This is a genomic window from Sphingobacterium chuzhouense (assembly GCF_014692525.1).
GTDB lineage: Bacteria > Bacteroidota > Bacteroidia > Sphingobacteriales > Sphingobacteriaceae > Sphingobacterium > Sphingobacterium chuzhouense.
This window is the reverse complement of the sequence record NZ_JACNYL010000002.1, coordinates 834286-860463: the sequence shown is the minus strand read 5'-3', so window position 1 is coordinate 860463 and position 26178 is coordinate 834286. Positions and strand designations below refer to the sequence as shown.

Annotated in this window: 28 protein-coding genes; 16 read left to right on the top strand and 12 right to left on the bottom strand. The window is 40.5% G+C overall.

The window, feature by feature from the left end:
• Positions 1–15 precede the first annotated feature (15 nt).
• Positions 16–768 (top strand): DUF4249 domain-containing protein, encoded by a 753-nt coding sequence (locus H8B21_RS10105; RefSeq protein ID WP_380906780.1) that lies wholly within the window; start codon positions 16–18, stop codon positions 766–768.
• A gap of 1 nt (position 769) precedes the next feature.
• Here H8B21_RS10105 and H8B21_RS10100 read toward each other — a convergent pair whose 3' ends face one another.
• Positions 770–1378 carry a polysaccharide deacetylase family protein gene (locus H8B21_RS10100; protein ID WP_190313625.1) on the bottom strand — a complete coding sequence of 203 codons (609 nt, stop codon included), beginning with the start codon at positions 1376–1378 and terminating at the stop codon, positions 770–772.
• A gap of 58 nt (positions 1379–1436) precedes the next feature.
• Between H8B21_RS10100 and H8B21_RS10095 the strand changes: the two genes are divergently transcribed.
• From H8B21_RS10095 to H8B21_RS10080, 4 genes are read left to right on the top strand one after another with little or no spacing between them, the layout of a single operon-like run.
• Entirely contained in the window at positions 1437–2807 is a 1371-nt protein-coding gene (locus H8B21_RS10095; RefSeq protein ID WP_190313624.1) for a TolC family protein, read from the top strand.
• Positions 2808–2817: 10 nt separating this feature from the next.
• Positions 2818–4131, top strand: a complete 1314-nt coding sequence (locus tag H8B21_RS10090; protein ID WP_190313623.1) for an efflux RND transporter periplasmic adaptor subunit — start codon at positions 2818–2820, stop codon at positions 4129–4131.
• A gap of 7 nt (positions 4132–4138) precedes the next feature.
• Entirely contained in the window at positions 4139–5026 is an 888-nt protein-coding gene (locus H8B21_RS10085; RefSeq protein WP_190313622.1) for a helix-hairpin-helix domain-containing protein, read from the top strand.
• 5 nt (positions 5027–5031) lie between these two features.
• The gene (locus H8B21_RS10080) at positions 5032–5565 is read left to right on the top strand and encodes an adenine phosphoribosyltransferase (RefSeq protein WP_190313621.1); all 534 of its coding nucleotides are present in this window, start codon (positions 5032–5034) and stop codon (positions 5563–5565) included.
• On the opposite strand, the gene H8B21_RS10075 is transcribed toward H8B21_RS10080, so the two are convergent.
• Positions 5525–6118: a hypothetical protein gene (locus H8B21_RS10075; protein WP_190313620.1), complete on the bottom strand. Its 594-nt coding sequence runs from the start codon at positions 6116–6118 to the stop codon at positions 5525–5527. The genes H8B21_RS10080 and H8B21_RS10075 overlap by 41 nt on opposite strands.
• Complete coding sequence (gene gpmI, locus H8B21_RS10070) at positions 6105–7640, bottom strand: 2,3-bisphosphoglycerate-independent phosphoglycerate mutase (RefSeq protein ID WP_190313619.1); 1536 nt, start codon at positions 7638–7640, stop codon at positions 6105–6107. The genes H8B21_RS10075 and gpmI overlap by 14 nt, the downstream gene beginning before the upstream one ends.
• 269 nt (positions 7641–7909) lie before the next feature.
• Between gpmI and H8B21_RS10065 the strand changes: the two genes are divergently transcribed.
• The 4 genes from H8B21_RS10065 to H8B21_RS10050 all read left to right on the top strand — a co-directional run bounded on the left by H8B21_RS10065 (position 7910) and on the right by H8B21_RS10050 (position 10808).
• The gene (locus H8B21_RS10065) at positions 7910–8302 is read left to right on the top strand and encodes a DUF4783 domain-containing protein (RefSeq protein ID WP_223814950.1); all 393 of its coding nucleotides are present in this window, start codon (positions 7910–7912) and stop codon (positions 8300–8302) included.
• Positions 8303–8384: 82 nt separating this feature from the next.
• Positions 8385–9239 carry a carboxylating nicotinate-nucleotide diphosphorylase gene (gene nadC, locus H8B21_RS10060; protein ID WP_190313617.1) on the top strand — a complete coding sequence of 285 codons (855 nt, stop codon included), beginning with the start codon at positions 8385–8387 and terminating at the stop codon, positions 9237–9239.
• Positions 9240–9266: 27 nt separating this feature from the next.
• Positions 9267–9914, top strand: a complete 648-nt coding sequence (plsY, locus tag H8B21_RS10055; RefSeq protein WP_190313616.1) for a glycerol-3-phosphate 1-O-acyltransferase PlsY — start codon at positions 9267–9269, stop codon at positions 9912–9914.
• A gap of 87 nt (positions 9915–10001) precedes the next feature.
• On the top strand, positions 10002–10808 hold the full coding sequence (locus H8B21_RS10050; protein WP_190313615.1) for a M48 family metallopeptidase: 807 nt from the start codon (positions 10002–10004) through the stop codon (positions 10806–10808).
• Positions 10809–10843: 35 nt separating this feature from the next.
• Here the strand turns inward: H8B21_RS10050 and H8B21_RS10045 are convergent, their stop codons facing one another.
• From H8B21_RS10045 to H8B21_RS10020, 6 genes are all read right to left on the bottom strand, one after another.
• Positions 10844–12511: a DNA polymerase/3'-5' exonuclease PolX gene (locus H8B21_RS10045; protein ID WP_190313614.1), complete on the bottom strand. Its 1668-nt coding sequence runs from the start codon at positions 12509–12511 to the stop codon at positions 10844–10846.
• A gap of 3 nt (positions 12512–12514) precedes the next feature.
• On the bottom strand, positions 12515–13828 hold the full coding sequence (locus H8B21_RS10040; RefSeq protein WP_190313613.1) for an NAD(P)/FAD-dependent oxidoreductase: 1314 nt from the start codon (positions 13826–13828) through the stop codon (positions 12515–12517).
• A 68-nt stretch (positions 13829–13896) separates the two neighbouring features.
• Positions 13897–14226 carry a 2Fe-2S iron-sulfur cluster-binding protein gene (locus tag H8B21_RS10035; protein WP_190313612.1) on the bottom strand — a complete coding sequence of 110 codons (330 nt, stop codon included), beginning with the start codon at positions 14224–14226 and terminating at the stop codon, positions 13897–13899.
• The gene (locus H8B21_RS10030; protein ID WP_190313611.1) at positions 14227–15231 is read right to left on the bottom strand and encodes an NAD(P)/FAD-dependent oxidoreductase; all 1005 of its coding nucleotides are present in this window, start codon (positions 15229–15231) and stop codon (positions 14227–14229) included. It abuts the gene before it with no gap.
• 11 nt (positions 15232–15242) lie between these two features.
• Positions 15243–15686: a MarR family winged helix-turn-helix transcriptional regulator gene (locus H8B21_RS10025; RefSeq protein ID WP_190313610.1), complete on the bottom strand. Its 444-nt coding sequence runs from the start codon at positions 15684–15686 to the stop codon at positions 15243–15245.
• 171 nt (positions 15687–15857) lie between these two features.
• Positions 15858–16853, bottom strand: coding sequence for an acyl-ACP desaturase (locus H8B21_RS10020; RefSeq protein ID WP_190313609.1), 996 nt, complete (start codon positions 16851–16853; stop codon positions 15858–15860).
• Positions 16854–16953: 100 nt separating this feature from the next.
• Here H8B21_RS10020 and H8B21_RS10015 point away from each other — a divergent pair, with 100 nt between their 5' ends.
• Together H8B21_RS10015 and H8B21_RS10010 are read left to right on the top strand one after the other, a co-directional pair.
• Positions 16954–18177, top strand: a complete 1224-nt coding sequence (locus H8B21_RS10015; RefSeq protein ID WP_190313608.1) for a cysteine desulfurase — start codon at positions 16954–16956, stop codon at positions 18175–18177.
• A gap of 2 nt (positions 18178–18179) precedes the next feature.
• The gene (locus tag H8B21_RS10010) at positions 18180–18599 is read left to right on the top strand and encodes a SufE family protein (protein WP_165294341.1); all 420 of its coding nucleotides are present in this window, start codon (positions 18180–18182) and stop codon (positions 18597–18599) included.
• A gap of 14 nt (positions 18600–18613) precedes the next feature.
• On the opposite strand, the gene murI is transcribed toward H8B21_RS10010, so the two are convergent.
• Positions 18614–19438: a glutamate racemase gene (gene murI / locus H8B21_RS10005; RefSeq protein ID WP_190313607.1), complete on the bottom strand. Its 825-nt coding sequence runs from the start codon at positions 19436–19438 to the stop codon at positions 18614–18616.
• A 140-nt stretch (positions 19439–19578) separates the two neighbouring features.
• Here murI and H8B21_RS10000 point away from each other — a divergent pair, with 140 nt between their 5' ends.
• Both H8B21_RS10000 and aroQ read left to right on the top strand, forming a co-directional pair.
• Positions 19579–21207 (top strand): gliding motility protein RemB, encoded by a 1629-nt coding sequence (locus tag H8B21_RS10000; RefSeq protein WP_223814949.1) that lies wholly within the window; start codon positions 19579–19581, stop codon positions 21205–21207.
• A 37-nt stretch (positions 21208–21244) separates the two neighbouring features.
• Positions 21245–21661, top strand: coding sequence for a type II 3-dehydroquinate dehydratase (gene aroQ, locus H8B21_RS09995; RefSeq protein ID WP_190313606.1), 417 nt, complete (start codon positions 21245–21247; stop codon positions 21659–21661).
• An 18-nt stretch (positions 21662–21679) separates the two neighbouring features.
• On the opposite strand, the gene lgt is transcribed toward aroQ, so the two are convergent.
• Positions 21680–22501, bottom strand: a complete 822-nt coding sequence (lgt, locus tag H8B21_RS09990; RefSeq protein WP_190313605.1) for a prolipoprotein diacylglyceryl transferase — start codon at positions 22499–22501, stop codon at positions 21680–21682.
• Positions 22502–22671: 170 nt separating this feature from the next.
• Between lgt and H8B21_RS09985 the strand changes: the two genes are divergently transcribed.
• Genes H8B21_RS09985 through H8B21_RS09975 form a run of 3 tightly spaced genes read left to right on the top strand, consistent with a single transcriptional unit; the run spans position 22672 to position 25690 of the window.
• Positions 22672–23790 carry a M42 family metallopeptidase gene (locus H8B21_RS09985; RefSeq protein WP_190313604.1) on the top strand — a complete coding sequence of 373 codons (1119 nt, stop codon included), beginning with the start codon at positions 22672–22674 and terminating at the stop codon, positions 23788–23790.
• Positions 23791–23829: 39 nt separating this feature from the next.
• Entirely contained in the window at positions 23830–24171 is a 342-nt protein-coding gene (locus H8B21_RS09980) for a DUF3467 domain-containing protein (RefSeq protein ID WP_223814948.1), read from the top strand.
• Between the two features lie 7 nt (positions 24172–24178).
• Positions 24179–25690, top strand: coding sequence for a bifunctional GNAT family N-acetyltransferase/carbon-nitrogen hydrolase family protein (locus H8B21_RS09975; protein ID WP_190313603.1), 1512 nt, complete (start codon positions 24179–24181; stop codon positions 25688–25690).
• 18 nt (positions 25691–25708) lie between these two features.
• On the opposite strand, the gene H8B21_RS09970 is transcribed toward H8B21_RS09975, so the two are convergent.
• A complete protein-coding gene (locus H8B21_RS09970) occupies positions 25709–26152 on the bottom strand; it encodes an acyl-CoA thioesterase (RefSeq protein WP_190313602.1) in 444 nt (147 codons plus the stop codon).
• Positions 26153–26178 lie beyond the last annotated feature (26 nt).

The following is a 26178-nucleotide window of genomic DNA, read 5'->3' as shown; positions in this document are numbered from 1 at the left end:
GAAGAAATAATAGATGTGAACTTAAATGATGCAGATCCTAGGGTGGTAATTGAGGCAAACCTCTCTGATTTGCAATCTATCCAACGTATAAGAGTATCGAAGACTGTTGCTTTTGATGAGCCGATCAATTCGGTTGGTGTAACGGATGCGGTTGTACTTGTGCTCGATAGTAGGGGAGGATATCATAATTTTCAGCATGAAAAAGATGGGGATTATGTAGCTAGGGATTTTACGCCGGCATCGGGGCAAAGCTATTCTTTGTATGTGGAAGTGGATGGAGAATCTTTTCATTCCTCTTGTCATATGCCAACATATGTCGAGGTAGACTCTACGGGTATTGCCCGGGAGAATATTCTAGGAGATAGCTACTACTTTGCAACTTTTAAGTTTAACGACCCTCAAAATACACCTAATTATTACAAGTATGATATTTCCATCAATGATGCAAATTTTCGCTTTTCTAGCGTGTTTCAGGATAAATTCAATGACGGTTTGTATGTAACGCACCAAGTTTCCGATTTAAATACGGATTTGGAACCGGGGGATTACATTTCTGTGCGACGCTATTGTATCGATGAAAAAGTATTTGACTATTGGAATGAGTACCAAAGTACAAATCCTGGTTCTGCTGCTCCGGGAAACCCAACATCAAATATATCCAATAATGCGCTTGGTTATTTTTCTGTAGCTTCAGCACAAGAATTTCGATTGCAGATTGTGGACATGGATTTCGATTGGGATAATCTTGACGACAGCTCGTTACCATAAATTACAACGCCCCAAAATCATACCCCTTTTGTTTCAAATAGGTAATTACTTTAGGTAGCGCATACGATACGCGTGGCATGGCCTTGATATTGTCATGGAAGACAATAACAGAACCATTTTTTACATGACGAATCACATTTTGATAGCATTTTTCGGGACTTATGTATTCATCGAAATCACCCGAAAGGACATCCCAAAAGACCACCTCGTACGTCTTGTGCAACATCTTCAGCTGTGACTTTTTTGCTCGGGCATAAGGCGGGCGAAATAAGGCTGTTCCTGTTAGTTGCTGGCATTTTGCTATGTTATCCAGATAAATATCATCTTCTGTATCCCACCCGCGAAGATGGTTATATGTATGGTTTCCTACCTGATGTCCTTCGGCGAGGATACGTTCAAAAATCGCTGGATTCTTTTTTATATTATCGCCGACGCAAAAAAAAGTTGCTTTGATTTTGTGCTCAGCAAGCGTATCAAGTATGAAAGGTGTAACTTCCGGGATCGGCCCATCATCAAAAGTAAGGTATACTTTCTGTTCTTTTCTCGATTTATTGAACGTTACTTTTGGATAGTACCATCTTAAAAAAAAAGGAGCAGTAACAAAATACATGTTGATAATATCAGATATTTGTCCCAAATTTAAAAATCATTTATGCTTAATTAATCAAATGAGACAAAAAATATCCTATTATATTGTATTATTTTTCATTTTGTTGGTTATCGGGTCCCCCTTGGGATATGGACAAGTAACATTACAGGAAGCCATAGAGACAACGCTTGAGCGTAATCTACAAATTAAACAAGCAGAATTTGGGTATCAATTAAGCGAACAGGATCTTTATCAATCAAAATCAGAATTGTATCCAAACTTGAGTATTGGTGCTGATAATTCCTATAATTATGGTTTGACCTTTGATCAGACCTCGGGACAACTGATCCGCGGAAACTTCTGGACAACCACAGCAGGAGCGCAGTTATCTTCGAGTGTCGCCCTATTTCAAGGCTTCCAAAAAATCAACCAAATTAAAGCGAATAAAATAAAACTTGCTGTCGACGCGACGGAAGTTGAAAAAGTTAAAAACGACTTAATTTTATCTGTGGTGACCAACTATTTGGAGGCGATTACAAATGGGGAGTTGTACGAAGCGGCACAGCAACAGGTTAAGCTTTCCAGGGAACAGCTACGACAGGACAGTATACAATTTCAGGTTGGTAATAAGACATTGGCTGATTTATCACAGGCCGAAAATCAGGTGGCAACGGATGAACTGAATATTATGTCTTCTGAAAATGCTTATGAACTTTCGTTGCTCAACTTAAAACAACTCATGGAATTATCACCGGATACTACATTTAGCTTGGAAAGACCTAGTATAGCTGATATCATGGCGGAATATGCGATTGCTTCCTTCGATAATGTATTTAAAAAAGCGATGCTGACTCAACCTGTAATTGAACAGGCTGGCTATAACAAGGAGCTGGCGAAGAAAAATATAGATATTGCTAAAGGGGCTTATTACCCTACGCTGAATTTGTCTGCTGGATACGGCTCGAATTATTCTTCGCGTGCGTATGATCAGTTTCTGGTGGGGGACTTGATCGTGTCAGAAAAAATCCCGTTCTTCAATCAGGTTGATTTAAACAAATCGTTTCGTGGCGGTCTCAGCCTTCAAGTGCCCATTTTTAATAATAATCGGACAAAGGTAGCTGTAAATAAAGCAAAGATAGGCTATTTACAGGCAGAAAATGAAGAGGCACTGGCACGCAGAAATCTGGAAAAAACTATTGCACAGGCTATTTTAGATTTAAAATCTGCCAATAAGCAGTATTTTGCCTCACAGGTAGCTTTTAATACGTCTAAAGTCGCTTATGAAACCATTAAGGAACGTTATGATGTGGGCATGGCCAATTCAATGGAAATGTTTACTGCACAGACAAATATGAATAGCGCAGAATTTGAAATGATTCGCCGGAAATACGAAATGGTATTCCGTGGAAAAGTCATTGATTATTATATCGGAAACCCTATAACTTTTTAAAATATCATTCATGGCAAAGAAGAAGAGCAACCTACCTAAAATATTGGTTATTTCTGCAGTAATAATCTTGGTATTCGTTGTAATAGGCAGTAAGTTCGGTTGGTTTGGTGATGGCGGTGTACAACAGGTCGCCGTGGATGAAGTGGCGGAGAGAACCATCTCAGAACTTGTTTCTGCGAGCGGGAAGGTACAACCGGAATTTGAAGTGAAATTGAGCTCGGAAGTTTCGGGCGAAATTATAGAATTGAATGTCCGTGAAGGGCAAATTGTCAAAAAGGGAGATGTATTGTGCCGTGTAAAGCCGGATCTGTTACAATCCAGCTACGACCAAGTGGTGGCGATGGTGAGCCAACAAAAGGCAAACCTTGCGGCAGCACAACAAATGTTGAAACAACAGGAAGCGAGCCTTATCAATGCGGAGGCTATCTATAACCGAAGCCTAGAGCTGTTTAATAAAAAAGTGATATCGGCATCGGAGATGGACAAAGCAAGGGCAGATTATGAAGTTGCTCGTGCTACGGTGGAGTCTCAACGTCAGCAAGTCGAAGCTTCCCGGTTCGGGGTGAACCAATCGCAAGCACAGTTGCAGGAAGCAGGCAACAGTTTGGCGCGTACAACGATATATGCGCCTTCGGATGGTGTTGTTTCTTTATTGTCGATAGAACTCGGTGAGCGTGTTGTCGGAACAGCGCAGATGGCGGGAACGGAAATTATGCGTATAGCTCATATGTCCACCATGGAAGTAAATGTGGAAGTAAATGAAAATGATATTAACCGCGTAAGAGTGGGCAATGAGGCGACAATAGAGGTGGATGCCTTCCAGGGGCGTAAATTTAAGGGAGTGGTGACTGAAATTTCAAGTTCCTCTACTTCCGCAGGAACGGAAACCGTAGCGACTACAGCTGAGCAGGTAACAAATTTTAACGTGAAGGTCCGTATCGAGGCATCTTCATATGAAGATTTGATAGATGACGATAATAAAAACTCTTCTCCATTTAAACCTGGTTTATCGGCAACGGTGCAGATCCATACCAAGTCGGAAAAAGGCCTTGTTGTTCCTATTCAAGCAGTGACTGTGCGGGAGAATATAAATAAAGCGGATTCAGTAGACAACGCTGACGTAAAAGAATATGTGTTTGTACTTAACGGGGATGTGGTAAATATGAAGGAGGTAACTACTGGTATCCAAGACGATAATAACATTATTGTTAAAAGTGGATTAAAAGCAAAGGACAAAGTGGTGTCGAGACCTTTTAATGCCATTTCTAAGATTTTGCAGGAGGGCACACGTGTGAAAGAAGTCGATGCAAGTGCCTTGAATTAACAGTGTAATGAAGAAATTAGCCCTTCTTTTTGAAATGAGTGAGAACGAACGCAAGGGATTTCTTGTGCTTTCGATTCTCATTGGGCTGATAGGGATTACGCCTTTTATATATAGTTTCTATGTACGGCATACGGCAGACGACTTGGTATTGATTTCCTCTATAGTCGAGGAAGAACAAAAAAAATTTGCGTCGACGTCAGATTCACCAGAAATACATGCGTCTTATACGGAGCTTTTTCCTTTTGATCCTAATAACTTGCCTGTTGAGAAATGGAAAATGTTAGGTTTTACTGAAAGGCAGGTGCAGGTTATTAAAAATTATGAATCTAAAGGCGGGCGCTTCCGTACAAAAGCGGATGTCGCTAAAATGTATGTTGTTTCCGACGAAGACTTTAAGCGGATTGCGCCGTATATTACATTGCCAGAGACAGTTCCTATACCACAACGGAAGGTCGCTTCTTCATCTAAGGAAAAAACAAAGCTATCAATAAAAAAAATAGTAATTGACTTATCCTTAGCAGATACGACGGTCTTGCAGGGAATTAGCGGGATTGGGCCGGTACTTGCTTCACGTATTGTGAAATTTCGCGACGCCTTGGGTGGTTTTCATCGTATTGACCAGATAAAAGAAGTATACGGTATTTCTGAAGAGCAATTTGTAAAGATGGAATCGTCTTTGGTGTTGGGGGATAGCTTAATTAAAAAGTGGAAGGTAAACCAGTTGCCGATGGAAAGGCTGGCGCAGCACCCATATATCTCTCGTAAGGAGGCTACGCATATCGTACGTTATCGGGAGCAGCATGGTGCTTTTGCATCGTTGGCTGATTTAAAAAAGATGCATGCACTAAATGATGATTTTTTACGTAAAATTGCACCTTATTTGGATTTTAATTGAAAAGCATGCTAGAAGAACGTCTCAAATCCGTGATTCGGGATATTCCTGATTTTCCACAACCGGGAATTGTATTCAAAGATATTACACCTATTTTAAAAGATCAGCAACTTTGTGGTGAGATTGTCGATAAATTGATCGAACATTTGCAAGGGGTAGAAATTGATGCCATCGCTGGAGTGGAAAGCCGTGGTTTTTTATTTGGTATGCTCTTGGCCAATAGACTGAATGTTCCTTTTATTCCTGTACGAAAACAAGGAAAACTACCTTTTAAGACCATATCAGAATCTTACAAGTTAGAATACGGGCAGGCGACTATTGAGGTGCATGAGGATGCTTTTGCTCCGGGTAGCAAGATATTGGTTCACGATGATTTGTTGGCTACAGGTGGAACGGTCGTGGCCACTTCCAAGCTATTGGAAAAACTTGGAGCTGATATTGTCGGATATGCGTTTATCATTAGCCTGGACTTCTTGCAAAGCGAGGGGCGCTTGACACGATTTAGTGACCGCGTGATTTCTCTGGTGCGGTTTGATTCTTAAATACCGCTTCGATGTGATAGTACTTATCGCCAAGGATCAAGACAGATTGATGTTTTTCTAGACTATATTCTTTATTTTTAGCATAATAGAGTGTTTCATGCGTTTCGTATAGTGAGTTTTGAATATTCCGCTGTATACGAAACGCAACTGGTTCTCCATTGTCCTCGTACTCGATTTCAACAGCAGCGATATCAATTTTAGGATCAGAGGAGGTTATTTTTACTTTATTAGCTATGCTGTCCTTTTTTAGAATGCCTGCATAAGCAGGTTTGTTTAAATCAATGGAAGCGAAACTAGAAAGTTCATTTTCCCAGTCTGCAATTTGTATTTCTTTGGCTTCCGATAGACTATCCTTAACCACGGTTTTGTCTACAACAGGTTTTTCCTGCGCTAAACGCGCAATTTCCGCTTTAAAGTACGTTGGAATATCAAAATACGTTTCCCGTGTTACTTTCCTGTCCTTTGGACTGGAAGTGCACGATAAGAACAAAGCAGTAACAGCTACCGCCATTACTGCTTTGCACCATGTGTTTTTCTTTTTATACCAATACATCGCCACTCATATCTGCTGGAATATCAGCACCTAATAATTTTAATACGGTAGGGGCTATATCGCCCAACTTTCCGTCTTTAACTTGTTGATAATCTTTATCTATCAAAATACAAGGCACGAGGTTGGTTGTATGGGCCGTATTTACGGAACCGTCTTCGTTAATCATAAACTCGGAGTTTCCATGATCCGCCAAGATAATAAAGGAGTAACCATTTTCCAAACCTGTTTCAACTACTTTCTTCGTGCAGGCGTCTACAGTTTCAACGGCCTTTACGACTGCATTGAAGACTCCCGTGTGTCCTACCATATCCGGGTTAGCAAAGTTTAAACAAATAAAATCCGGTTTATTTTCTGTTATATCATTACAGATCGCCGTTGTAATGCCTTCCGCACTCATTTCGGGTTGTAGATCATAGGTAGCCACCTTTGGAGAAGGAATAAGCAAACGGCGTTCACCAGGGAATTCTTCTTCGCGTCCTCCGGAAAAGAAAAAAGTAACGTGCGGATACTTTTCTGTTTCAGCGATACGAACTTGTGTTTTGTTTTGGCGGCTTAATACTTCCCCCAATGTATTTGTTAAGTTTTCTTTCTGGAACACGACGTGGACATTTTTAAATGTCTCGTCGTAGGAAGTCATCGTTACATAGTATAACGATAACGAATGCATGTCATATTTTGGAAAATCTTGTTGTGTCAAAGCAATCGTGATCTCTCGGCCACGGTCGGTTCGGAAATTATAACAGAATACAACATCACCTTCTTGAACAGTAGCCAATGGTTTCCCATCTGCATCGGTTACCACAATGGGCTTAATGAATTCATCTGTTATTCCATCGTTATACGACTCTTTTATCGCTTGCTTTATATCTGTTGCTGGCTTGCCAGTTCCTTTTGTCAAAAGATCATAGGTTTCCTTGACGCGTTCCCATCGGTTATCTCTATCCATCGCATAATAACGCCCTATAGCGCTCGCAATAGTTCCGGTGGAATGAGTTAAGTGGTTTTGTAAATCTTCTATGTAGCCAATTCCGCCATTCGGATCGGTATCACGTCCGTCCATAAAAGCGTGGATGAATACTTGATCCGGTTGAAGACCCGTTTTCTGCGCAGCATCACAGAGCGCTTTCAAATGGTCAATATGGGCATGTACACCGCCGTCAGATAATAACCCGATGAAATGTACCTTTTTCCCTTTTGTTTTGGCATATTCAAAAGCCTCTTTAATTACAGGGTTCGAGTTGAATTCTCCTTCATTTGCTGCTTTGTTTATCCGTCCAAGTTCTTGGTACACAATACGGCCGCCGCCAAGATTCATATGGCCTACTTCTGAGTTGCCCATTTGTCCTTCTGGAAGCCCGACAGCCTCTCCAGAAGCTTCTAACCGAGAATTTGGGTAAGTGGCTAATAAATGATCTAGAAATGGGGTTTTCGCTGCGCGTACAGCGTTTGAATTATCGTCTTTACCGTAGCCTAAACCATCTAAGATTAGTAGCGCTACTCTTTTGTTTTCTGAATTGCTCACATACAAACCTAAATAAATTCGCTTTTATATGCAATTTTAATTAAGCACATATAAATGGAATTATTCATAATCGTATGCTTTCAAAGGCATTCATGAGCACTACGTGGTTTATTTCGCTCTTCTCTGCCATAAGGGCTTTCTATTACAGAGAAAATATATTTATTTTATAGAACAATGGCAATAAGTCATCACTTTAAGCACGCGTATTGGCATAGTTTTAGTAGGTTCTCGGACAGAAATAGAAATAAGAATTTATGAGGTATAAAAAGATGTTTAAGTATGCTGTTATAATGTTCTGGTGTATAGCAGGTATGTCGGCATTTGCGATGAATACCTCCTTCGATGATGTAGTGAAAAATGCATCAGTAGCCTTAAAGGAGGGCAATGCAAAGAAGTTGTCAGATATTTTTGATAACAGTGTCAATCTTTCCGTACAACGGGACGAAGGGGCTTTCACGAAATTTCAAGCAGAGCTGTTATTAAATGATTTTTTCCGAACAAATAAAGTGGATGGACTGAAAGAAGTGCAGCGTGCTAACAATTCAACTACCTCGTTCGTTGTGTTTTCTTTGAAAGCCAATTCAAAAAACTATCGGGTATTCATAAAATTTATACAATCTAACAATAAGGATTTTAAGGTTGCTGAACTACGGATTGAGTAAAGATAAGCTGTTAAAAGTTGATATAGGATTTTATATTAAAATATATTTTTGTCATCTTCGCTTATTAATTTAATTCGAATAAATGGCAGTTGAGTTGAGTAAACTGGAGCAGTTTGTGGCGTTAGCACTGCGAGAAGATGTAGGAAATGGCGACCATACTTCCTTGTCCACTATCCAAGAAAACGTAAAGGGGGAAGCAAAACTGCTTGTAAAAGATACGGGTATTCTAGCCGGAGTCAGCGTAGCAAAAGATATCTTTCATATCATAGATCCAGATTTGCAGATTGATATAGCATTGGAAGATGGTATGGAGGTCAAGCCTGGAGATATAGCGTTTTTTGTGCAGGGTAGTGTACACAGTATCTTAAAGGCTGAACGACTGGTATTGAATGTGATGCAACGTATGTCAGGGATTGCCACACGGACTAGTCTATATGCCAAACAATTAGTTGGAACTGATGCGAAGGTGTTGGATACGCGAAAAACGACGCCACTGTTGCGTTTTTTGGAAAAAGAAGCTGTGCGTATTGGAGGAGGGGCTAACCATCGATTTGGACTTTACGATATGATTCTCATCAAAGATAACCATGTAGACTATGCTGGGGGAATTTCCAATGCTATAGCGCGCGCCCAAGCTTATCGAACTACGAAAGGTTTATCTATCCCTATCGAAATAGAAGTACGGAGTTTTCAAGAACTGGAAGAAGTATTATCCAATGAATATGTAGACCGTGTAATGTTTGACAATTTTACCCCGAAGGATGTGGAGAAGGCAGTACAGCTGGTGGATGGTCGTTTGGTAACAGAGGCCTCTGGCGGAATTACATTCGAAACAATCCGCGATTATGCGTTAGCTGGAGTTGATTATATTTCGGTGGGGGCATTAACACATTCTGTAAAAAGTTTGGATTTAAGCTTAAAAGCTAAAATTGTATAGTTATCTTTAGGAAGCTTAAATTAATATATGATTTCGATTTATCTAATAGGCATAGTTATCTTAGCTTATCTGTTTGGTTCCATCCCATCTGCGGTATGGTTCGGTGAGGCTTTCTATGGGGTAGATGTGCGGGAATACGGAAGTGGGAACGCAGGAGCAACCAATACCTTTCGGGTTTTAGGCAAAAGAGCCGGGTCGATTGTCATGTTTGTAGATATATTCAAAGGCTGGACAGCAACGAATTTGCCTTTTCTTTTGGATTCTACTATTGTGGGTATACCGAGTTCCGTGCAATTTGTTAACTTCCAATTGGCGCTGGGTGTTATCGCGGTATTAGGACATCTTTTCCCTATTTTTGCTGGTTTCCGGGGTGGCAAAGGCGTAGCGACACTATTCGGGATGGTTATTGCCATTCATCCAGAGGCTGCGTTATGTTGTGTAAGTGTCTTTTTGTTAACATTGATTATCACACATTATGTGTCACTTAGCTCTATATTGGCAGGATTTACATTTCCATTCAGTATCGCATTTATTTTCCATACATCCGTTCCCGCTGTGTTGTTATATGGAATAGCCATCTGCGCGTTGATATTGGTTACGCATCAAAAAAATATTGAAAGGCTTTTAAAGGGGCACGAATCCAAGATTTATTTGTTTAAGAAAAAGAAGGACTAGTTTTGTAGCCAAAAAATGGCAACCCCAAAAGTTTTAGGCATAGGATTTGTATTGTTTTTATAAGTTTGCGAACAAGCTTATATTATTATGAAAAAGATTTTTAAATATACTTCTCTAGCGGCTATTATATCGATTATGGCAGCATGTTCGACTGTGCCATTGTCGGGTAGGAAGCAGCTGTCACTCGTAAGTGACGATCAGATACAGCAGCAGGCTGCTGTGGCATATAAAGAGTTCTTGGGTGATCCGAATACAAAAGTAGTAACCGGAACATCTGATGCAGCATTAGTGAAAAAAGTTGGTAACAGGATTGCATCGGCTGTAAACCAGTATTTGAAGGCCGAGGGTCTATCCAATCAATTTAATTTCAACTGGGAATTTAATTTGGTGCAAAGTGCGGATGTGAACGCTTGGTGTATGCCCGGAGGTAAAGTGGCGGTATATACCGGTATTCTACCGTTTACGGCTAATGAAGATGGCTTGGCAACAGTGATGGGTCATGAAATCGCACACGCAATCGCTCGTCACTCCATGGAGCAGATGTCCAACCAATATGCTTTGCAGGTAGGAGCGCAGGTGATAGGTGTTGCAACTTCAGGAAAGAGCTCTATTGTGCAAGGTTTGGTAAACAATGCTTACGGTATCGGAGGTCAATTGGCTTCGTTGAAGTTTTCACGTAGCAATGAATCAGAAGCGGATCAGCTTGGTTTGATGTTTATGGCGATGGCAGGATATAATCCACAACATGCGGTATCTTTTTGGGAGCGTATGGCTGCTGCGAAATCAAAAGCCAATGCGCAACCGGAATTTTTGAGTACGCACCCCAGTGATGCAAGACGGGTTGCTGATATTCAGAAGCTCATACCCCAAGCGATGCAGTATTACAAAAAATAAAAAAAGAAAGGGTTCGTCAATTCGAGCTCTTTCTTTTACCTTTTCTTCTCCGCGAAATACTGTTCGATTTCCTCAAGAGAAAACGCATTAAGACAGCGTTCAGGTGATAATCCACCTTTTCGGGCTACATATACGCCGTATTGCATATCGGTTAAACCCTCGGTACGGTGTGCATCAGGATTAATGGATAATAAAACGCCTTTTTCCAGTGCGTATCGTTGCCAACGCCAATCCAGGTCTAACCTTAGTGGGTTAGCATTAATTTCGATGACCACCCGATTAGCCGCACAGGCATCTATTACCTTTTTGTAATCAATCGGATAGCCGGGTCTGCTAAGGAGCAAACGCCCCGTCGGATGTCCGAGAATAGTGGTATATGGATTTTCAATAGCCGTAATCAAACGTTGGGTAGCTTTTTCTTCGTCCATACGCAAATTGCTATGGATAGAAGCAACAACAAAATCAAATTTTGCAAGGATATCGTCTGGATAGTCTAGACTCCCGTCGGAGAGGATATCCGATTCTATTCCGCTGAAAATCCGAAAAGGAGCTAATTTATCGTTTAACCGGTCGATTTCCATCCATTGTTCTTTTACGCGTTCTATAGGAAGACCACTCGCATAAACGGCTGTCTTAGAGTGATCGCAGATGCCGAAATAACTCAGGCCAAGTTCATCTTTGCAGTACATCGCCATCTGTTCCAGCGAATGCACACCATCGCTATAGGTGGAGTGATTGTGCAGCGTGCCTTTTAAATCAGCATAGGTAATAAGCTTAGGGAGTTCTCCGTGTTTCGCCCAATTGACTTCTCCTGAACCTTCTCTTAGTTCGGGCTCGATATATGATAACCCAAGCGCCTTATAGATTGCTTCTTCAGACGAAAAAGCTGGTAAGTTTGCTTGGATAGTTTGTAGTTCTTTTATATGTATTTCACTCCCTGTTGTAAGCAACAAATCGATAGCAAAACGTTCTTCGGAGGTGGATTGTATGCGGTAGCGGACACCCAACTCATCGGTTAACTGAACAACAGTATCTTGATATTCTTCAACAATGTACGCCGGTGTCTCTTCCAAAAAAGAGCGTATTTCTGAAATGCTACAGGTTGTCAATATATCAACGGACGCTATGATTTCACATTTCCGTCTAATTTCTCCCGTAAAAGTATGTTGTTGATCCGGAAAATAGGATACCAGACTTCCTAACAAGGTTGCAGCAATTTTCTCTACTTTAGCGTACAGAAATAATCCTTGATTTGCGTTGGAAAATTCTATGGATTTACGGATTTCTTCTTGTGTTTTCAAGCCGAAGCCCTTTGCTTCCATCAATCGATTTTCGTTGCAGGCATAGAGAAGCTCTCCAATTGATTCAATACCGAGGTCTTTCCAAATTGAGCGTATTTTTTTTGGGCCCAACCCTTTTATCGTAAGCATGGCCATAACGCCTGGCGGGGTTTGGGCGATAAGGTTATCCAATTCGGGGAATGATCCCGACTCAAGAATCGACATGATTCTTTCGGCTGTGCTTTTACCGATACCCGGTAGTGTACTGAGCTGGTCTATCGTAGCACTTGCTGCGGGAAAAGGTAATTTATCAATCTTGAAAGAGGCAGAGGCTATAGCTTTTGTTCGAAACGGATTTTCGTTGAACAACTCCATGAGTTGACTATACAGTTTAAAAGTTTTGGCTATGGCTTTGTTTTCCATGATTTATGAATGATATTCGAGTTCTGTTTCTTTTTCTACGTCTGGTCGTTTGTATTTATTAATGATTAGACGGATACCGCTGTTTTTGGTAAAAAATTTAATTGTCCAGTTAACAAAGGTCACCAATTTGTTCCTAAATCCAAAAATAGAAACCAAATGGACAAACATCCAGGTGAGCCAAGCTAAAAATCCTTTCATATGGAAACGACCCATATCGACAACAGCTTTATTCCTTCCAATGGTGGCCATGGAACCTTTATCAAAATACTTAAAATTAGTAGCTTGTTGATTATTCATATTTTTTAGGATATGCTTAGCTACATATGCACCTTGTTGTTGCGCAGCGGGTGCCACACCTGGAAGACCTCTGGGGGTATCTTCCGTAATCATCGCTGCAACGTCGCCGATAGCATAGACGTTTTCCATTCCACTTACCCGGCATTGGCCATCTGTTTGGATACGGTTACCTCGCTGAATGATTTCCGGATGTATTCCTGTTGGAAATTGACCCATTACACCCGCTCCCCAAATCACTGTTTTAGTCGGAATACTTTCTCCATTAGAAAATGTAATGGTATTGCCATCGTAACCGGTTACCTGCGCGTTAAGTAATACATTAACACCAAGATCCCGCAAGTAACGTTCGGCGTCCTGTGAAGATTTTTCCGATAACGCCGCTAAGATTTTTCCAGTACCTTCGACAAGATATACTTTCATTTCATTTTTGGATAGCTCCGGATAATCTTTTTTAAGCATGTGAAGCTGAATCTCGGCGATAGCACCAGAAAGTTCTACGCCCGTAGGACCGCCGCCCACCACAACAAAATTAAGAAACCGCTCGCGGTCGTGATAGTTTTTCCGCAGTACGGCTTCTTCTAGGTTTTGTAAGACGTAGCTTCGAATATTTAAAGCCTCATGAATACTCTTCATGGGCAAAGCATATTTTTCTACTTGCTTATTACCGAAGAAATTGGATGTAGCACCTGTGGCAATAACCAGATAATCGTAATCATAGTCGCCAACCGATGTTTTAACAATCTTCTGCGTATGGTCGATTTCGGTGACATCAGCCATTCTAAATCGAAAGTTCTGTTGTGATTTGAACATTTTGCGGATAGGAAAGGAAATGGCATCCGCTGCTAATGTTCCCGTAGCTACTTGGTACATCAGTGGTTGAAAAGTATGGAAGTTATTCCTATCAATCAATAATACTTCAACTTCCTTGTCTTTTAAGCTTCTGGCAACTTCGACACCGCCAAAACCGCCTCCGATGATAATCACTCTCGGAAAACTTCTTTCGGAACGATTTAATAACATGATAAACTAATTTTGTTCTATTTTGAGGCAAAAGTACGAAAACGTAACGTAAAAAATTGTGCTATTTGTTATTGTAATGCACCTTTGATTTTCAGCCTCAATCCGTCGTCGTCGTTGGTAAGATGTAATTGGCAGGCTAGCCTGCTTTCCATGTCTGCATCTGGTAGTGTATCAAGCATATCGAGCTCCTGGTCGGTAGCTTCCGGAAGTTGGTCGCCGCCATCCAGTACCTGTATGTGGCAGGTAGCGCATAATGCCATGCCTCCGCACGTAGCCAGAATATTATAGTCGGAAGCTTTCAGGATTTCCATCAGACTTAAATTAATATCCGTAGGAACTTCGATGGTCTGCGTTGTTCCATCGCGATCTTCGACGGTAATGTTGATTATATTTTCCATTTAAAATGCATTGACACCGTTTACGGTTGTGTATTTAAAACTTAACTTTTGATCCGGATAAACATATTTGAAAGCACTTTGGCACATCAAAGCGGCTTCGTGGTAACCACATAAGATCAGTTTAAGTTTCCCAGGGTACGTGTTGATATCGCCAATTGCATAGATGCGTTCTATATTGGTGGCATAATCAAATGTGTCTACCTGTATTGCATTCTTGTCAATATTTAACCCCCATTCCGCAATTGGACCCAATTTTGGACTTAATCCATATAGTGGAATGAAGTCTTCCGTAGGCACGGCAATGTCCTCCTTCTGCTTGTTGGTCAGGTGGATGTGTTCCAAATGACCATTTCCACTCAGGGAAACCAGATTATGAGACAAAAGCAGATTTATTTTTCCCTCTTGTGCGAGCCGATAGACTTTATCCGCCGAATCGGGGGCACCTCGGAAAGAATCATTGCGATGCACCAGTGTCACCTCTTTTGCGACATTGGCAAGATAGACGGTCCAGTCTAGCGCGGAATCGCCACCGCCAGCGATCACGATACGTCTATCGCGGAAACGCTCCGGATCTTTGACCATATAATGCACATGCGATTTTTCATAAAGCTCTAAATTAACCAAATCAGGCTTACGCGGTTCGAAGCAACCTAATCCGCCCGCAATGACGACCACCTGGCAATGAATGACCGTACCATCGGAACTAATGACATGATAAGAACCGTCTTCTTGCTTTTGCAAACTTTCTACGCGTTCCCCTAGTGTGAATGTAGGTTGGAATGGTGCAATTTGTTCCATTTGTTTGTCGATAAGTTCCTGGGCTTTGATATTAGGGTAGCCCGGAATATCATAGATCGGCTTATGCGGATATATTTCCGAAAGCTGTCCACCAACTTGAGGCAATACATCTATTAAATGGCATCGCATTTTTAATAAGCCGGCTTCGAATACGGCGAATAAACCAACAGGACCTGCGCCTATAATGCATATATCTGTTTTGATCATAATTTTTCTTTTTACTTTCCGTGAATATTCAAATTATCATATATCGTATTCAGTATTCTAGTGAAATTTTTGAAATCCTCCTCGGAAAGGTTTTCCCAAGCTTTCATGCGGATTTGAGCAATCTCCGGAGAGAGTTCTTTTACTTTCTTTTTGCCTTTCGGTGTAAGTTGTACAAGTAAACATCGCCTATCCTCTGGATGACCCACACGTTCCACCAATTCTTTTTTAATGATAATGTCAACAATACGGGTTAATGTAGGCTGATCCTTTCCTGTTTTTTCGGCCAACTCCTTATGCGTCATGGGGTCTTCATTATATAAGACTTTCAGGATCGACCATTGATCAATAGTGATATCAAACGCCTGTTCTGAAAAAGAAGTCTGTGCATATTGTTTTACTCGTCTGGCCGTACGATCCAGGAGGAAAGAATACTGTGTATATTGTTCCTTTTTCATTAGAATAATCTGTTTTTTTATAGCAATGAAGCTTGCATGAATGATTGATGTTCCTTTTTGTATGGTCATTCATGCAGGTTGCATAGCAATTATTAGTGTGACAAGTAAATTTACAAAAAGATTAATACACTACAAAAAAAGGCTTGGATTTTGACCAAGCCTTTTTCGATATTACCCATGAATCCATTTAAACTTATATTGAATTTCGGGAATTTTTATTCTTTCCGCTAACCTCGTGAGGCGATCGGGCAATTTCATGAGATAGTCTCGCGCTTTTTCTCCTTTTTCGTTTAAGTCAGTCACTTTGTCGATAGCCCATTCGCGGTTAAGGTCTCGAAGAATATCGACATAGTCTAAAGCTGTGTATACTTCTATGCGTTGCGCCGCATCGGAGAAATGTGCAAATGCTTCTCCTTGTGGCTCGCCTGCTTCCCGTAGGAAATGGGCGGGCATGACGATCTTTTTACGCATCATGTCTTCGAAAGCGATCATGACCTCGCTCGGATCGACTTTCATGGCATGTGATATAAACGACATATAAGCTTTGGCGTGCCGGGCTTCATCGGCAGCGATAACGCCGCACATTTTCGCCAATAGCTTATCACCAGACTTTTTTGAAATACCGGCTACCCGTCGGTGCGATACATTAGTCGCCAACTCCTGGAATGAGGTATAGATAAAATTGCGATAAGGATCAGCGCCTGTACCGATATCAAAGCCATCATGTATTAAATATTGGGTTGATATTTCAAATTGCCGCATATCGATGCGCCCTGATAAGTATAAATATTTGTTCAGCAAATCGCCATGACGATTTTCTTCTGCAGTCCACGCTCTTACCCACTTCATCCATCCGCCTTGCTCATTTTTCTCGACATCCTCCACCATAGTCAACCATGACTCATAGGTGGGGAGTGCCTCTTCGGTGATTGTATCGCCGATTAACACGGCTACTAAATCATAAGGAAGCTCTTTTGCACTTTCCTGCAGGTCCCGCACTTCTTCGAAAAAAGTATCGCGTGAAGCATCTGGTAAAAAATCGGCAGGTTGCCACATTTCTTCTACTGGCTTTAGATACTCGCTCATTTCATTTAACATGAACGGCTCTAAATATGCCATAACCTCTTTTCTCGAGCCCTCAGGGATATTTAATGGTAATTCTTGCATATCTTATACAAAGATAATTAATTGAGAATAAAATACATCCTCTTGACGTGTTTTCGTGCTTAATATACTAACTTTGTAGGATATTTAAGGAGTATAAAGATTGAGAACATTTGATATAGAGAAGATACGAGCGGATTTTCCGATTTTAGGCAGGGAAGTGAATGGTAGACCATTGGTTTATTTTGATAATGGTGCAACGACACAAAAACCGAAACAGGTTATTGAAGCCATTACACGTTATTATGCCGATATGAACAGCAATGTACATCGTGGCGTACACTATCTGAGCCAGATTTCCACCGATGCTTTCGAAGTAACACGCCGTAAAGTACAGGCATTCATTAATGCAGAACATGAGCACGAAATCATCATCACCAAGGGAACAACCGAGGCAATCAATATTGTTGCTTCATGCTATGGCCGTGCATTTATAAATGCAGGGGATGAAGTTATCATTTCTGCTATGGAACACCATTCGAATATCGTGCCTTGGCAAATGCTTTGCGATGAAAAAGGTTGCAAGCTTCGTATTATCCCTATGGATGATAGGGGAGAGTTGGATCTTGAAGCGTATAAATCGTTGTTTTCGGAACGGACGAAACTCGTCTCTTTCACGTATGTGTCCAATGCATTGGGTACGATAAATCCTGCAAAAGAGATGATTGATATCGCGCATGAGCATGATGTACCCGTACTTATTGATGGTGCGCAAGCGATACAGCATCTAGCCATAGACGTACAAGCACTTGATGTGGATTTCTTTGCGTTTTCAGGACATAAAATGTATGGTCCAACTGGAGTTGGCGTATTGTATGGGAAAGAAGAACTATTAAATAAAATGCCGCCTTATCAAGGTGGTGGCGATATGATTAAGGATGTAACCTTTGAAAAAACAACCTATAATGAATTACCGTTTAAGTTTGAGGCAGGAACACCCAATATTGAAGCGGGAATTTGTCTGGGTGATGCAATAGATTATATCGAAGGTATCGGCTTGGATGCGATCAAGGCTTATGAAGATGAGCTTTTGGATTACGCGACATCGCGCTTGTCGGAGATTGACGGAATCCGTTTTATAGGTACAGCAAAACAAAAATCTTCCGTTATTTCTTTTGTTGTGGATGGTGTGCATCCTTATGATATTGGTGTCATACTCGACAAATTGGGTGTGGCTGTAAGAACGGGGCATCACTGTGCGCAACCTGTTATGAATGCTTTTGATATACCCGGAACGGTGCGTGTATCGTTGGCTATGTATAATACGAAAGAAGAGGTGGATATCTTAATAGACGGCTTGCAAAGAGCATTAAATATGTTGGCATAAAGATGACGATAAACGAAATACAAGACGAACTCATTGAAGATTTTTCTTTCTATCAGGATTGGATGGAAAAATATGAATACATTATCCAATTGGGGAAAGAAGTTCCTCTGATAAAAGAAGAATATAAAAAAGACGATTATATTATTAAAGGATGCCAGTCAAAGGTGTGGTTGTATCCAGAAATGCGGGACGGAAAAGTATATTTTACAGCAGATAGCGATGCGGTTATAACAAAAGGCTTGGTAAGTTTGATGGTAAAAGTGCTTTCTGGACATACGCCGCAGGAGATTGCACAGGCGGATCTTTATTTTATTGACAAAATCGGATTGAAGGAGCATCTTTCACCCACACGTGCAAACGGTTTGTTATCCATGGTAAAACAAATGAAATTGTATGCCGTGGCATTGCAAATGAGGGCTTAATATTCTTTTTGTATCTAGACGGAGATGTGTTGAGCGTGTATTTGTTCTCCAAAAAATATAGCTGCTTTCCCTTCAAAATCGACAGGATTATCCGTTGTAAAAAACTGCATACTACCATTTTTGGAACAGATTTTCTCCACTTCGGAGTGACGATTTAAATAATCGACTAAACTTTTGGCTATCAGTTCGCCTTGCGGCAAGACTTTTACATGGGAAGGGGTGTGTTGACGTATGAGAGGTAATAATAGAGGGTAATGTGTACAGGCAAGAATAAGTGTGTCAATATTGGAGCTTTGTTCAAGCACGCTTTGGATGTCTTTTTTGATAATTTCGCCAGTTATTATTCCATCTATTTCATTTCTTTCAACAAGTGGTACCCATAATGGACAGGCGTGTTGATATACTTTTATTTCTGGATGGAACCTTGTGATTTCTATTTTATAGGACTCGGATAATACCGTTCCCTGTGTGGCAAGTACGCCGACTTCGTTCGTTTTTGTGTACTGATGGATAGACTCCGTCGTGGGGCGAATAACGCCAAGTACTTTCTTTCCTGGGGGAAGGTCGTTTTGTTGAATAGTGCGTAAAGCTTTTGCGGAGGCCGTATTGCAGGCAAGGATAACGAGATTACAGCCCATTTCAAATAATTTGAATACGCAGGCTTTTGTGAAGTCATAAACTTCTTCAAATGACCTTGTGCCGTAAGGAACACGCGCATTATCCCCTAAATAAATGTAATCATATAAGGGCAAAGCGTCCTTAATTTTACGAAATACGGTTAACCCTCCGTAACCGGAATCAAATATACCAATCGGGCCTTGCTTTGCTGTATTTATCATTGTATTTCCATCAGCTTCTTTTGTTAGGCAAAGATGGTTTTTCTTTGTAAGTTTTCCAACTATAATATCGTTACCTTTGGTGCGGAATAAAATTAGGAATAATAATTGTTGGGAAGAACAGGTACTATATATTTTCATCTATGAAGTTTCATTACTTTTTTGTTTTCGTGTCCTTAGCATTGTTTACTGCCATGTCTACTGTAAAGGGGCAAGTTAAAAACCAACCTTACTCATACCAGCACTATCAAAAATACGACGAGCTTCTTTATTCGCCAGATACACGGATGCATACCGCTACCAAACCTTTTCTTTTTAAAGGGGATTTATTGGCTAAGTATGATTCTATCCAAAGCTTGAACCAAGTTGATTCCGATAATATTTTTATGCGGAAGATATTCAACGAGCATTTAGTAGAAATACATAAAGAGGACCATAGTTTTTATTTGGACTTTCTGCCTGATTTTGTGATCGGCAAAGAAATGATTGGTGCGGATAAGAGAACGACCTGGTTGAATACCCGTGGAGTTCAAGTAGGGTTAAATATTAAGGATAAATTTACGTTTTATGCGAATGCTTTTGAAAATCAAGGGGTTTTTCCGAATTATCTCACCGATTATATCGACAGAGCGGGTGTGATTCCCGGGCAAGGAAACACAAAACACCTGTCAAATAACAAAAAAGATTGGATGTATGCTACCGCAAGTTTGTCTTATGATTTCAATGAATATTTTCAAACCACTTTAGCATACGACAAAAACCATATTGGCGATGGTTATCGGTCTTTGTTATTATCAGACTTCTCTTCAAATTATGCGCATTTGAAATTCACGGGTAAGATAGGGAATGTACAGTATACATCGATATGGGCATATATGAACGATCCAAGAAATCCACGCATCGACTCGCTTAATTCTGGTGGAAGATTTGGCGATGGTATTAAATGGGGCGCTTTCCAATATTTGGATTATAATGCAACAAATCGCTTGTCGATTGGGTTTTTTCAAGCCGTTGTGTGGGCGAACCGTAACGAAGCTGGGCATCGTGGGTTTGATTTTAATTATGCTAACCCTATTATTTTCTTACGTCCGGTGGAATCCAACAACTCGACGTCACCTGATAAAATGTTCTTAGGGCTAAATGCCAAATATAAAGTATTCGATAACATTACTGCTTACGGCCAGTTCCTGTTGGGAGAATTCACCGCTAAGGAATTTTTTGCGGGAGATGGATATGCGCATAACAAATGGGGTACGCAGCTGGGCGTGAAAGGCTTTAACCTATTTAAGGTACAGAACCTTAATTTCCTGGCTGAATATAATGTAGTAAGACCGTATACATATCAACATTTTGTTTCCATTTCTAATTATAGTAATAACGGGGAACCGTTGGCTCATCCTAGGGGTGCTAATTTTAGGGAATTACTTGGTATGGCCAATTATTCGTGGAATCGTTTCGATTTTTCTCTACAGGGTGTATATAGCCGTTATGGTACCGATCCTGATTACTTGACCAATATGGGTGGCGATATTTTTCAATCGTATAGAACCATCCCCGATATGTATGGTAATTATATCGGACAGGGAGTAAAGAATGATCTTTACTATGCGGATGCAAAAGTGGCTTATGTGCTGAATCCGAAATATAATCTGCGCTTCGAAGTCGGATATACGCAACGGTATAATAGGATAGAAGGCTCACCTACAGAAAAATCCGGCGTGGTCAGTTTTGGCCTTCGTTCTTCGTTCCGCAATTTTTATGGAGATATTTAGGATATTGTTATCTTTATGCACAGCATTTAGATAGTGTATGAAGAAAATCATGATCATAAACGGCCCTAATCTGAACTTATTAGGCGTACGGGAGAAAAATATTTACGGAAGTCAAGATTTCCCATCTTTTTTTGACGAATTAAGACAACGGTATTTGACGGTTGATCTGTCTTATTTCCAAAGCAATCACGAAGGCGAAATTATCGACAAATTGCATGAGATTGGTTTTTCTTATGATGGTGTAGTGCTCAATGCAGGAGCTTATACCCATACCTCAGTTGCAATTGGCGATGCTATTGCTGGTATTACCACCCCTGTAGTAGAAGTACATATTTCAAATGTGCATAAGCGCGAAGCCTTCCGTCACCATTCCTATCTTGCTCCAAATTGTGTGGGGGTGATTTGTGGTTTTGGTTTAAATAGTTATAAATTGGGAATAGATAGTTTTTTATAAACTTCTATTCCCGCTGTTTTATACTTTTTGTTTTGGTTTTCGAAAGATAAGGTATAATCCACCAACCATAAACGGAATACTTAACAATTGCCCCATATTGAATTTCATGCTATCTTCAAAAGCTTCTTGGTTTTCTTTGTAGAATTCCAATACAAACCGGGCGCCAAATAACAAAACCAAGAATATACCAAACAGATAGCCTGCTTTTGGTTTCGCGTTCTTTTGGTACATCGTCCACAAGATAAGGAAGATAATAATATAAGCAATGGCCTCGTACAATTGTGCCGGGTGGCGAGCTACCATATCCACCTTTTCAAAAACGACACCCCAGGGTAGGGAAGTTGGCAGTCCGATGATTTCCGAATTAAAGAAGTTACCCAATCGTACAAATGCTCCCGCCAACGGGACAACGATAATTAACCTATCAGTAATCCACATGAAATCTGTTTTCGTTTTTCGGGAAAACAGCCATAAGGCTAATAAAATACCAATAGCGCCCCCGTGACTGGCAAGACCTTGGAATCCGGTGAGCTCAAAACTGCCATTAACCATGCGGAAAGGAAGAATCATTTCCAATGGATGTTTGCTATAATAATCAAACTCATAGAACAGACAGTGACCTAACCGCGCGCCGATTAAAGTTCCTAGAAAGATATAAATACTTAATTGATCCAATAGTTCTTGTGTTTTTCCTTCTCTTTTGAAAATTTTCAACATGAGAATATAGGACACCACAAAGGCAGCTAAAAAGCATAAGGCGTAATAGCGCAGACCAAAAGAACCTATTTCAAAAATGATAGGATCTATATTCCAGTGTATAACATTCAATAGTGCGTGCATAAGTCTTCTGTTGTGTGGTGAATTTTGTGTGGTAAATATAAGGTTATCCTTTATAAAATCAATATTGCATTAAATTTCTTAATGCTATTTGCGTGAATTTTCTAACTTTGGTAGGACTATGTAGTCACTGATCACTAGTGCCTGGTTACTGAAATGAAATACATGATAATATGGTAAATAAAAAAGAAAAAGAAAAAAAGAAACATATTTCCTTTGTCACGGATAAATCGCTAAGGTTTTTTGAAAAATATATCAATAACCCTTCGCCAACTGGTTTTGAATGGGAAGGACAACGCTTATGGTTAGACTATCTGAAGCCTTACGTTGATAAAACTTATATTGATAATTATGGTACGGCTGTAGGTATTATTAATCCTGACGCACCGTATAAAGTAGTCATCGAAGCGCATGCAGATGAGATATCCTGGTTTGTTAACTATATTACTAAAGAAGGGCTTATATACGTGATCCGGAATGGTGGGTCTGATCATCAGATCGCACCATCGAAACGTGTGAACATCCATACCGATAGCGGCTTGGTAAAGGCGGTTTTTGGATGGCCGGCTATCCATACACGTTCAGGCGAGAAAGAAGATGCTCCTACGTTAAAGAATATCTTTTTGGATTGTGGTGCGACTTCTAAAGAAGAGGTCGAGGAGATGGGAATCCATGTAGGATGTGTTGTTACTTACGAAGATGAATTCACGGTGCTTAACAATCGTTATTACGTAGGGCGTGCATTAGATAACCGCGCTGGAGGGTTCATGATTGCTGAAGTAGCACGTTTATTAAAGCAAAACAAGAAGAAATTACCTTTTGGCCTGTATATCGTGAATGCTGTACAGGAGGAAATAGGTCTGCGCGGAGCGGAAATGATTACCCACTACATCAAACCTAATCTTGCCATCGTCACCGATGTAACACATGATACGCAAACGCCTATGATTAATAAAATTACGCAGGGCGATTTAGCATGTGGCCAAGGCCCCGTATTGTCTTATGCGCCTGCCGTGCAGATTAATCTGAATCGATTGTTAATTGATGTGGCTAAGGAAAACGATATTCCATTCCAGCGTCAGGCATCCTCTCGTTTCACGGGGACCGATACAGATGCTTTTGCTTATTCCAACGGTGGCGTTCCTTCGGCCTTAATATCATTACCTTTGCGATATATGCATACAACGGTAGAAATGGTACATAAGGAAGACTTGGACAATGTTATACGGCTTATTTATGAAGTGTTGCTCAAAATAGAAGATGGGCAAGATTTTAGGTCATTTATCGTGTAAATAGAAAGTGAAAAAATATCAAAAATTATAAAAACCAAAATGGACGTTAATTTTATGGACTTGAAGAATAACAATAACGAAGAAGCAGAAAATAACGAATTGAGTATAGAATTAAGCGAGGAGATTGCAGAAGGTATCTATAGTAACCTAGCGATTATTACGCATTCAAGCTCTGAATTTGTATTAGATTTTATCCGCATCATGCCCGGAGTACCGAAAGCAAAGGTCAAATCCAGAATTATTTTAACACCAGAACATGCTAAACGGCTGTTAGGGGCATTACAAGATAATATTAACCGATTTGAAGCAGCCAATGGTGCAATCAAAGCAAGTGAGCCGGGTCTGCCATTAAATTTCGGAGGCCCAAAAGGAGAAGCGTAGGAGGAATATGGATATACAGGTTAGGAACTTAACGACAGAAGACTATAAGGATCTGAAGCGCTCTATGGAGAAGGCTTATGGTGGTGATACAGGCGATGTGTGGACACGAGAAAATATTGTTGATTTGATAGAGGTCTTTCCGGAAGGACAATTATGCGTGGAAGTAGACGGGCGTGTAGTAGCCTGTGCACTTTCATTGATCATCGATTCGAAGAAAACCAATATTTACAAGAAATATTATGAGATTATAGATGACGGAAAGTTTTCTACTCATGATTATGAGGGTGATATTCTTTATGGAATAGAAGTGTTTGTACATCCTGACTTTCGATCTCTACGTTTAGGCAGACGTTTGTATGACGCGCGGAAAGAGCTTTGTGAGCAAATGAACCTCCGGGGAATTGTTGCGGGAGGGCGTATACCGAACTACCATGCCTATGCAGATAAAATAACGCCAAGGACTTATATTGAAAAGGTAAAACGGAAAGAGATTTTCGATCCGACACTCACTTTTCAATTGTCAAATGATTTTCACGTCTCCAAGATCCTGAAAAATTATCTTCCCGAGGACAAAGAGTCGAATGAATTTGCGACACTATTGCAGTGGGATAATATCTATTATGATCCCGATGCAAAATCTTCATCTGCTTCTAAACAAACGACCCGACTGGGTTTGGTACAGTGGCAGATGCGGTTATTTAAAGATATAAATGACTTCTATGATCAAGTAGAATTCTTTGTAGATGCTGTCAGTGACTATGGTTCAGACTTTGTCATGTTTCCGGAGTTTTTCAATACGCCATTGATGAGCCCGTACAATGATCTGCCTGAGCGTGCTGCCATGGAGAAGCTTGCGGAATTGACCAGTGAAATTGTGGAAAAGCTCCAAGAATTTGCAGTATCTTATAATGTTAATATTATTGCCGGGTCCATGCCGATCATGGAATATAAGAAGCTTTATAATGCGACCTATCTATGCCACCGAAACGGAAAAGTGGATGTGCATAAAAAGATTCATATCACACCCAATGAGTTTAAATATTATGGGATGGTGGGAGGAAACGAAATTAAGGTCTTTGATACGGATTGTGGCAAGGTTGGACTTTTGATATGCTATGATGTGGAGTTTCCGGAAGTCAGCCGTATCATGGCGGATCAAGGCATGCAAATACTTTTTGTGCCCTTTATGACGGATACACAAAACGGTTATCTACGGGTAAGGGCATGTGCGCAAGCGCGTGCTATTGAAAACGAATGTTATGTAGCGATTGCAGGTTGTGTAGGCAATTTACCACGCGTGAATAATATGGATATCCAATATTCACAATCTGCGGTGTTTACCCCATCAGATTTTGCATTTCCCAATAATGGTATCAAAGCAGAAGCCACACCGAATACCGAAATGGTACTGATTGCTGATGTGGATTTATATGCCCTTCGGGATTTGCATGAATATGGTACAGTAAAAATATTGAAGGATAGAAGAAAAGATCTATATGCAGTGAATCTCCTAAAATAGGGAGATTCACTACAATGATTATCCTGCAGTTTCTACATAATCTTCCGCTTTTGGAATAGCGTCGAAAATGGAATGCCAGGTATCTGGAATAGTCGTTAGTTTTCGTTTTTGAAGATCTAACCAAGCGCCGTCAATCTCCACGGTTGCTGCTTTTATGCCATTCTCTTTGTAAATCTCGTGACGAAAAGAGAATCGATAATTTTTAAGGTTAAGCTTTGTCATTTCGACCTTTACGGATATACGTTCGTCAAGTCCGATTTCTCGGTAATATACGAGCTCTTCCCGAAATAAAATAGGACCGATATGATATTTGGCAAATTCTTCAAGCGACAGCCCGGCCCGGGTCATCATATTACTCCGTGCTTGTGCACAAAAGTCGGCGTATGCCGAATGCCTAAGGTGCATGTTTGGATCTAGTTGAGCCCAAAGCACCTGTCCTTCGTAATAGATATTCTGTTCCATGTTTATTTTGTTGTTTGTAATTCAAT

Coding starts and splice junctions, on each gene's coding strand:
- H8B21_RS10020 (WP_190313609.1), bottom strand. CDS start 16,853: ATGCAAGAATTACCATTAAATATCCCTGAGGGCTCGAGAAAAGAGGTT.
- H8B21_RS10080 (WP_190313621.1), top strand. CDS start 5,032: ATGCTAGAAGAACGTCTCAAATCCGTGATTCGGGATATTCCTGATTTT.
- H8B21_RS10010 (WP_165294341.1), top strand. CDS start 18,180: ATGACGATAAACGAAATACAAGACGAACTCATTGAAGATTTTTCTTTC.
- H8B21_RS10025 (WP_190313610.1), bottom strand. CDS start 15,686: ATGAAAAAGGAACAATATACACAGTATTCTTTCCTCCTGGATCGTACG.
- H8B21_RS10050 (WP_190313615.1), top strand. CDS start 10,002: ATGAAAAAGATTTTTAAATATACTTCTCTAGCGGCTATTATATCGATT.
- H8B21_RS09975 (WP_190313603.1), top strand. CDS start 24,179: ATGGATATACAGGTTAGGAACTTAACGACAGAAGACTATAAGGATCTG.
- nadC (WP_190313617.1), top strand. CDS start 8,385: ATGGCAGTTGAGTTGAGTAAACTGGAGCAGTTTGTGGCGTTAGCACTG.
- H8B21_RS10045 (WP_190313614.1), bottom strand. CDS start 12,511: ATGGAAAACAAAGCCATAGCCAAAACTTTTAAACTGTATAGTCAACTC.
- H8B21_RS10075 (WP_190313620.1), bottom strand. CDS start 6,118: ATGTATTGGTATAAAAAGAAAAACACATGGTGCAAAGCAGTAATGGCG.
- lgt (WP_190313605.1), bottom strand. CDS start 22,501: ATGCACGCACTATTGAATGTTATACACTGGAATATAGATCCTATCATT.
- H8B21_RS10085 (WP_190313622.1), top strand. CDS start 4,139: ATGAAGAAATTAGCCCTTCTTTTTGAAATGAGTGAGAACGAACGCAAG.
- H8B21_RS10035 (WP_190313612.1), bottom strand. CDS start 14,226: ATGGAAAATATAATCAACATTACCGTCGAAGATCGCGATGGAACAACG.
- H8B21_RS10040 (WP_190313613.1), bottom strand. CDS start 13,828: ATGTTATTAAATCGTTCCGAAAGAAGTTTTCCGAGAGTGATTATCATC.
- H8B21_RS09980 (WP_223814948.1), top strand. CDS start 23,830: ATGGACGTTAATTTTATGGACTTGAAGAATAACAATAACGAAGAAGCA.
- plsY (WP_190313616.1), top strand. CDS start 9,267: ATGATTTCGATTTATCTAATAGGCATAGTTATCTTAGCTTATCTGTTT.
- H8B21_RS10095 (WP_190313624.1), top strand. CDS start 1,437: ATGAGACAAAAAATATCCTATTATATTGTATTATTTTTCATTTTGTTG.
- H8B21_RS09970 (WP_190313602.1), bottom strand. CDS start 26,152: ATGGAACAGAATATCTATTACGAAGGACAGGTGCTTTGGGCTCAACTA.
- H8B21_RS10000 (WP_223814949.1), top strand. CDS start 19,579: ATGAAGTTTCATTACTTTTTTGTTTTCGTGTCCTTAGCATTGTTTACT.
- H8B21_RS10100 (WP_190313625.1), bottom strand. CDS start 1,378: ATGTATTTTGTTACTGCTCCTTTTTTTTTAAGATGGTACTATCCAAAA.
- aroQ (WP_190313606.1), top strand. CDS start 21,245: ATGAAGAAAATCATGATCATAAACGGCCCTAATCTGAACTTATTAGGC.
- H8B21_RS10065 (WP_223814950.1), top strand. CDS start 7,910: ATGTTTAAGTATGCTGTTATAATGTTCTGGTGTATAGCAGGTATGTCG.
- H8B21_RS10090 (WP_190313623.1), top strand. CDS start 2,818: ATGGCAAAGAAGAAGAGCAACCTACCTAAAATATTGGTTATTTCTGCA.
- H8B21_RS09985 (WP_190313604.1), top strand. CDS start 22,672: ATGGTAAATAAAAAAGAAAAAGAAAAAAAGAAACATATTTCCTTTGTC.
- murI (WP_190313607.1), bottom strand. CDS start 19,438: ATGATAAATACAGCAAAGCAAGGCCCGATTGGTATATTTGATTCCGGT.
- H8B21_RS10030 (WP_190313611.1), bottom strand. CDS start 15,231: ATGATCAAAACAGATATATGCATTATAGGCGCAGGTCCTGTTGGTTTA.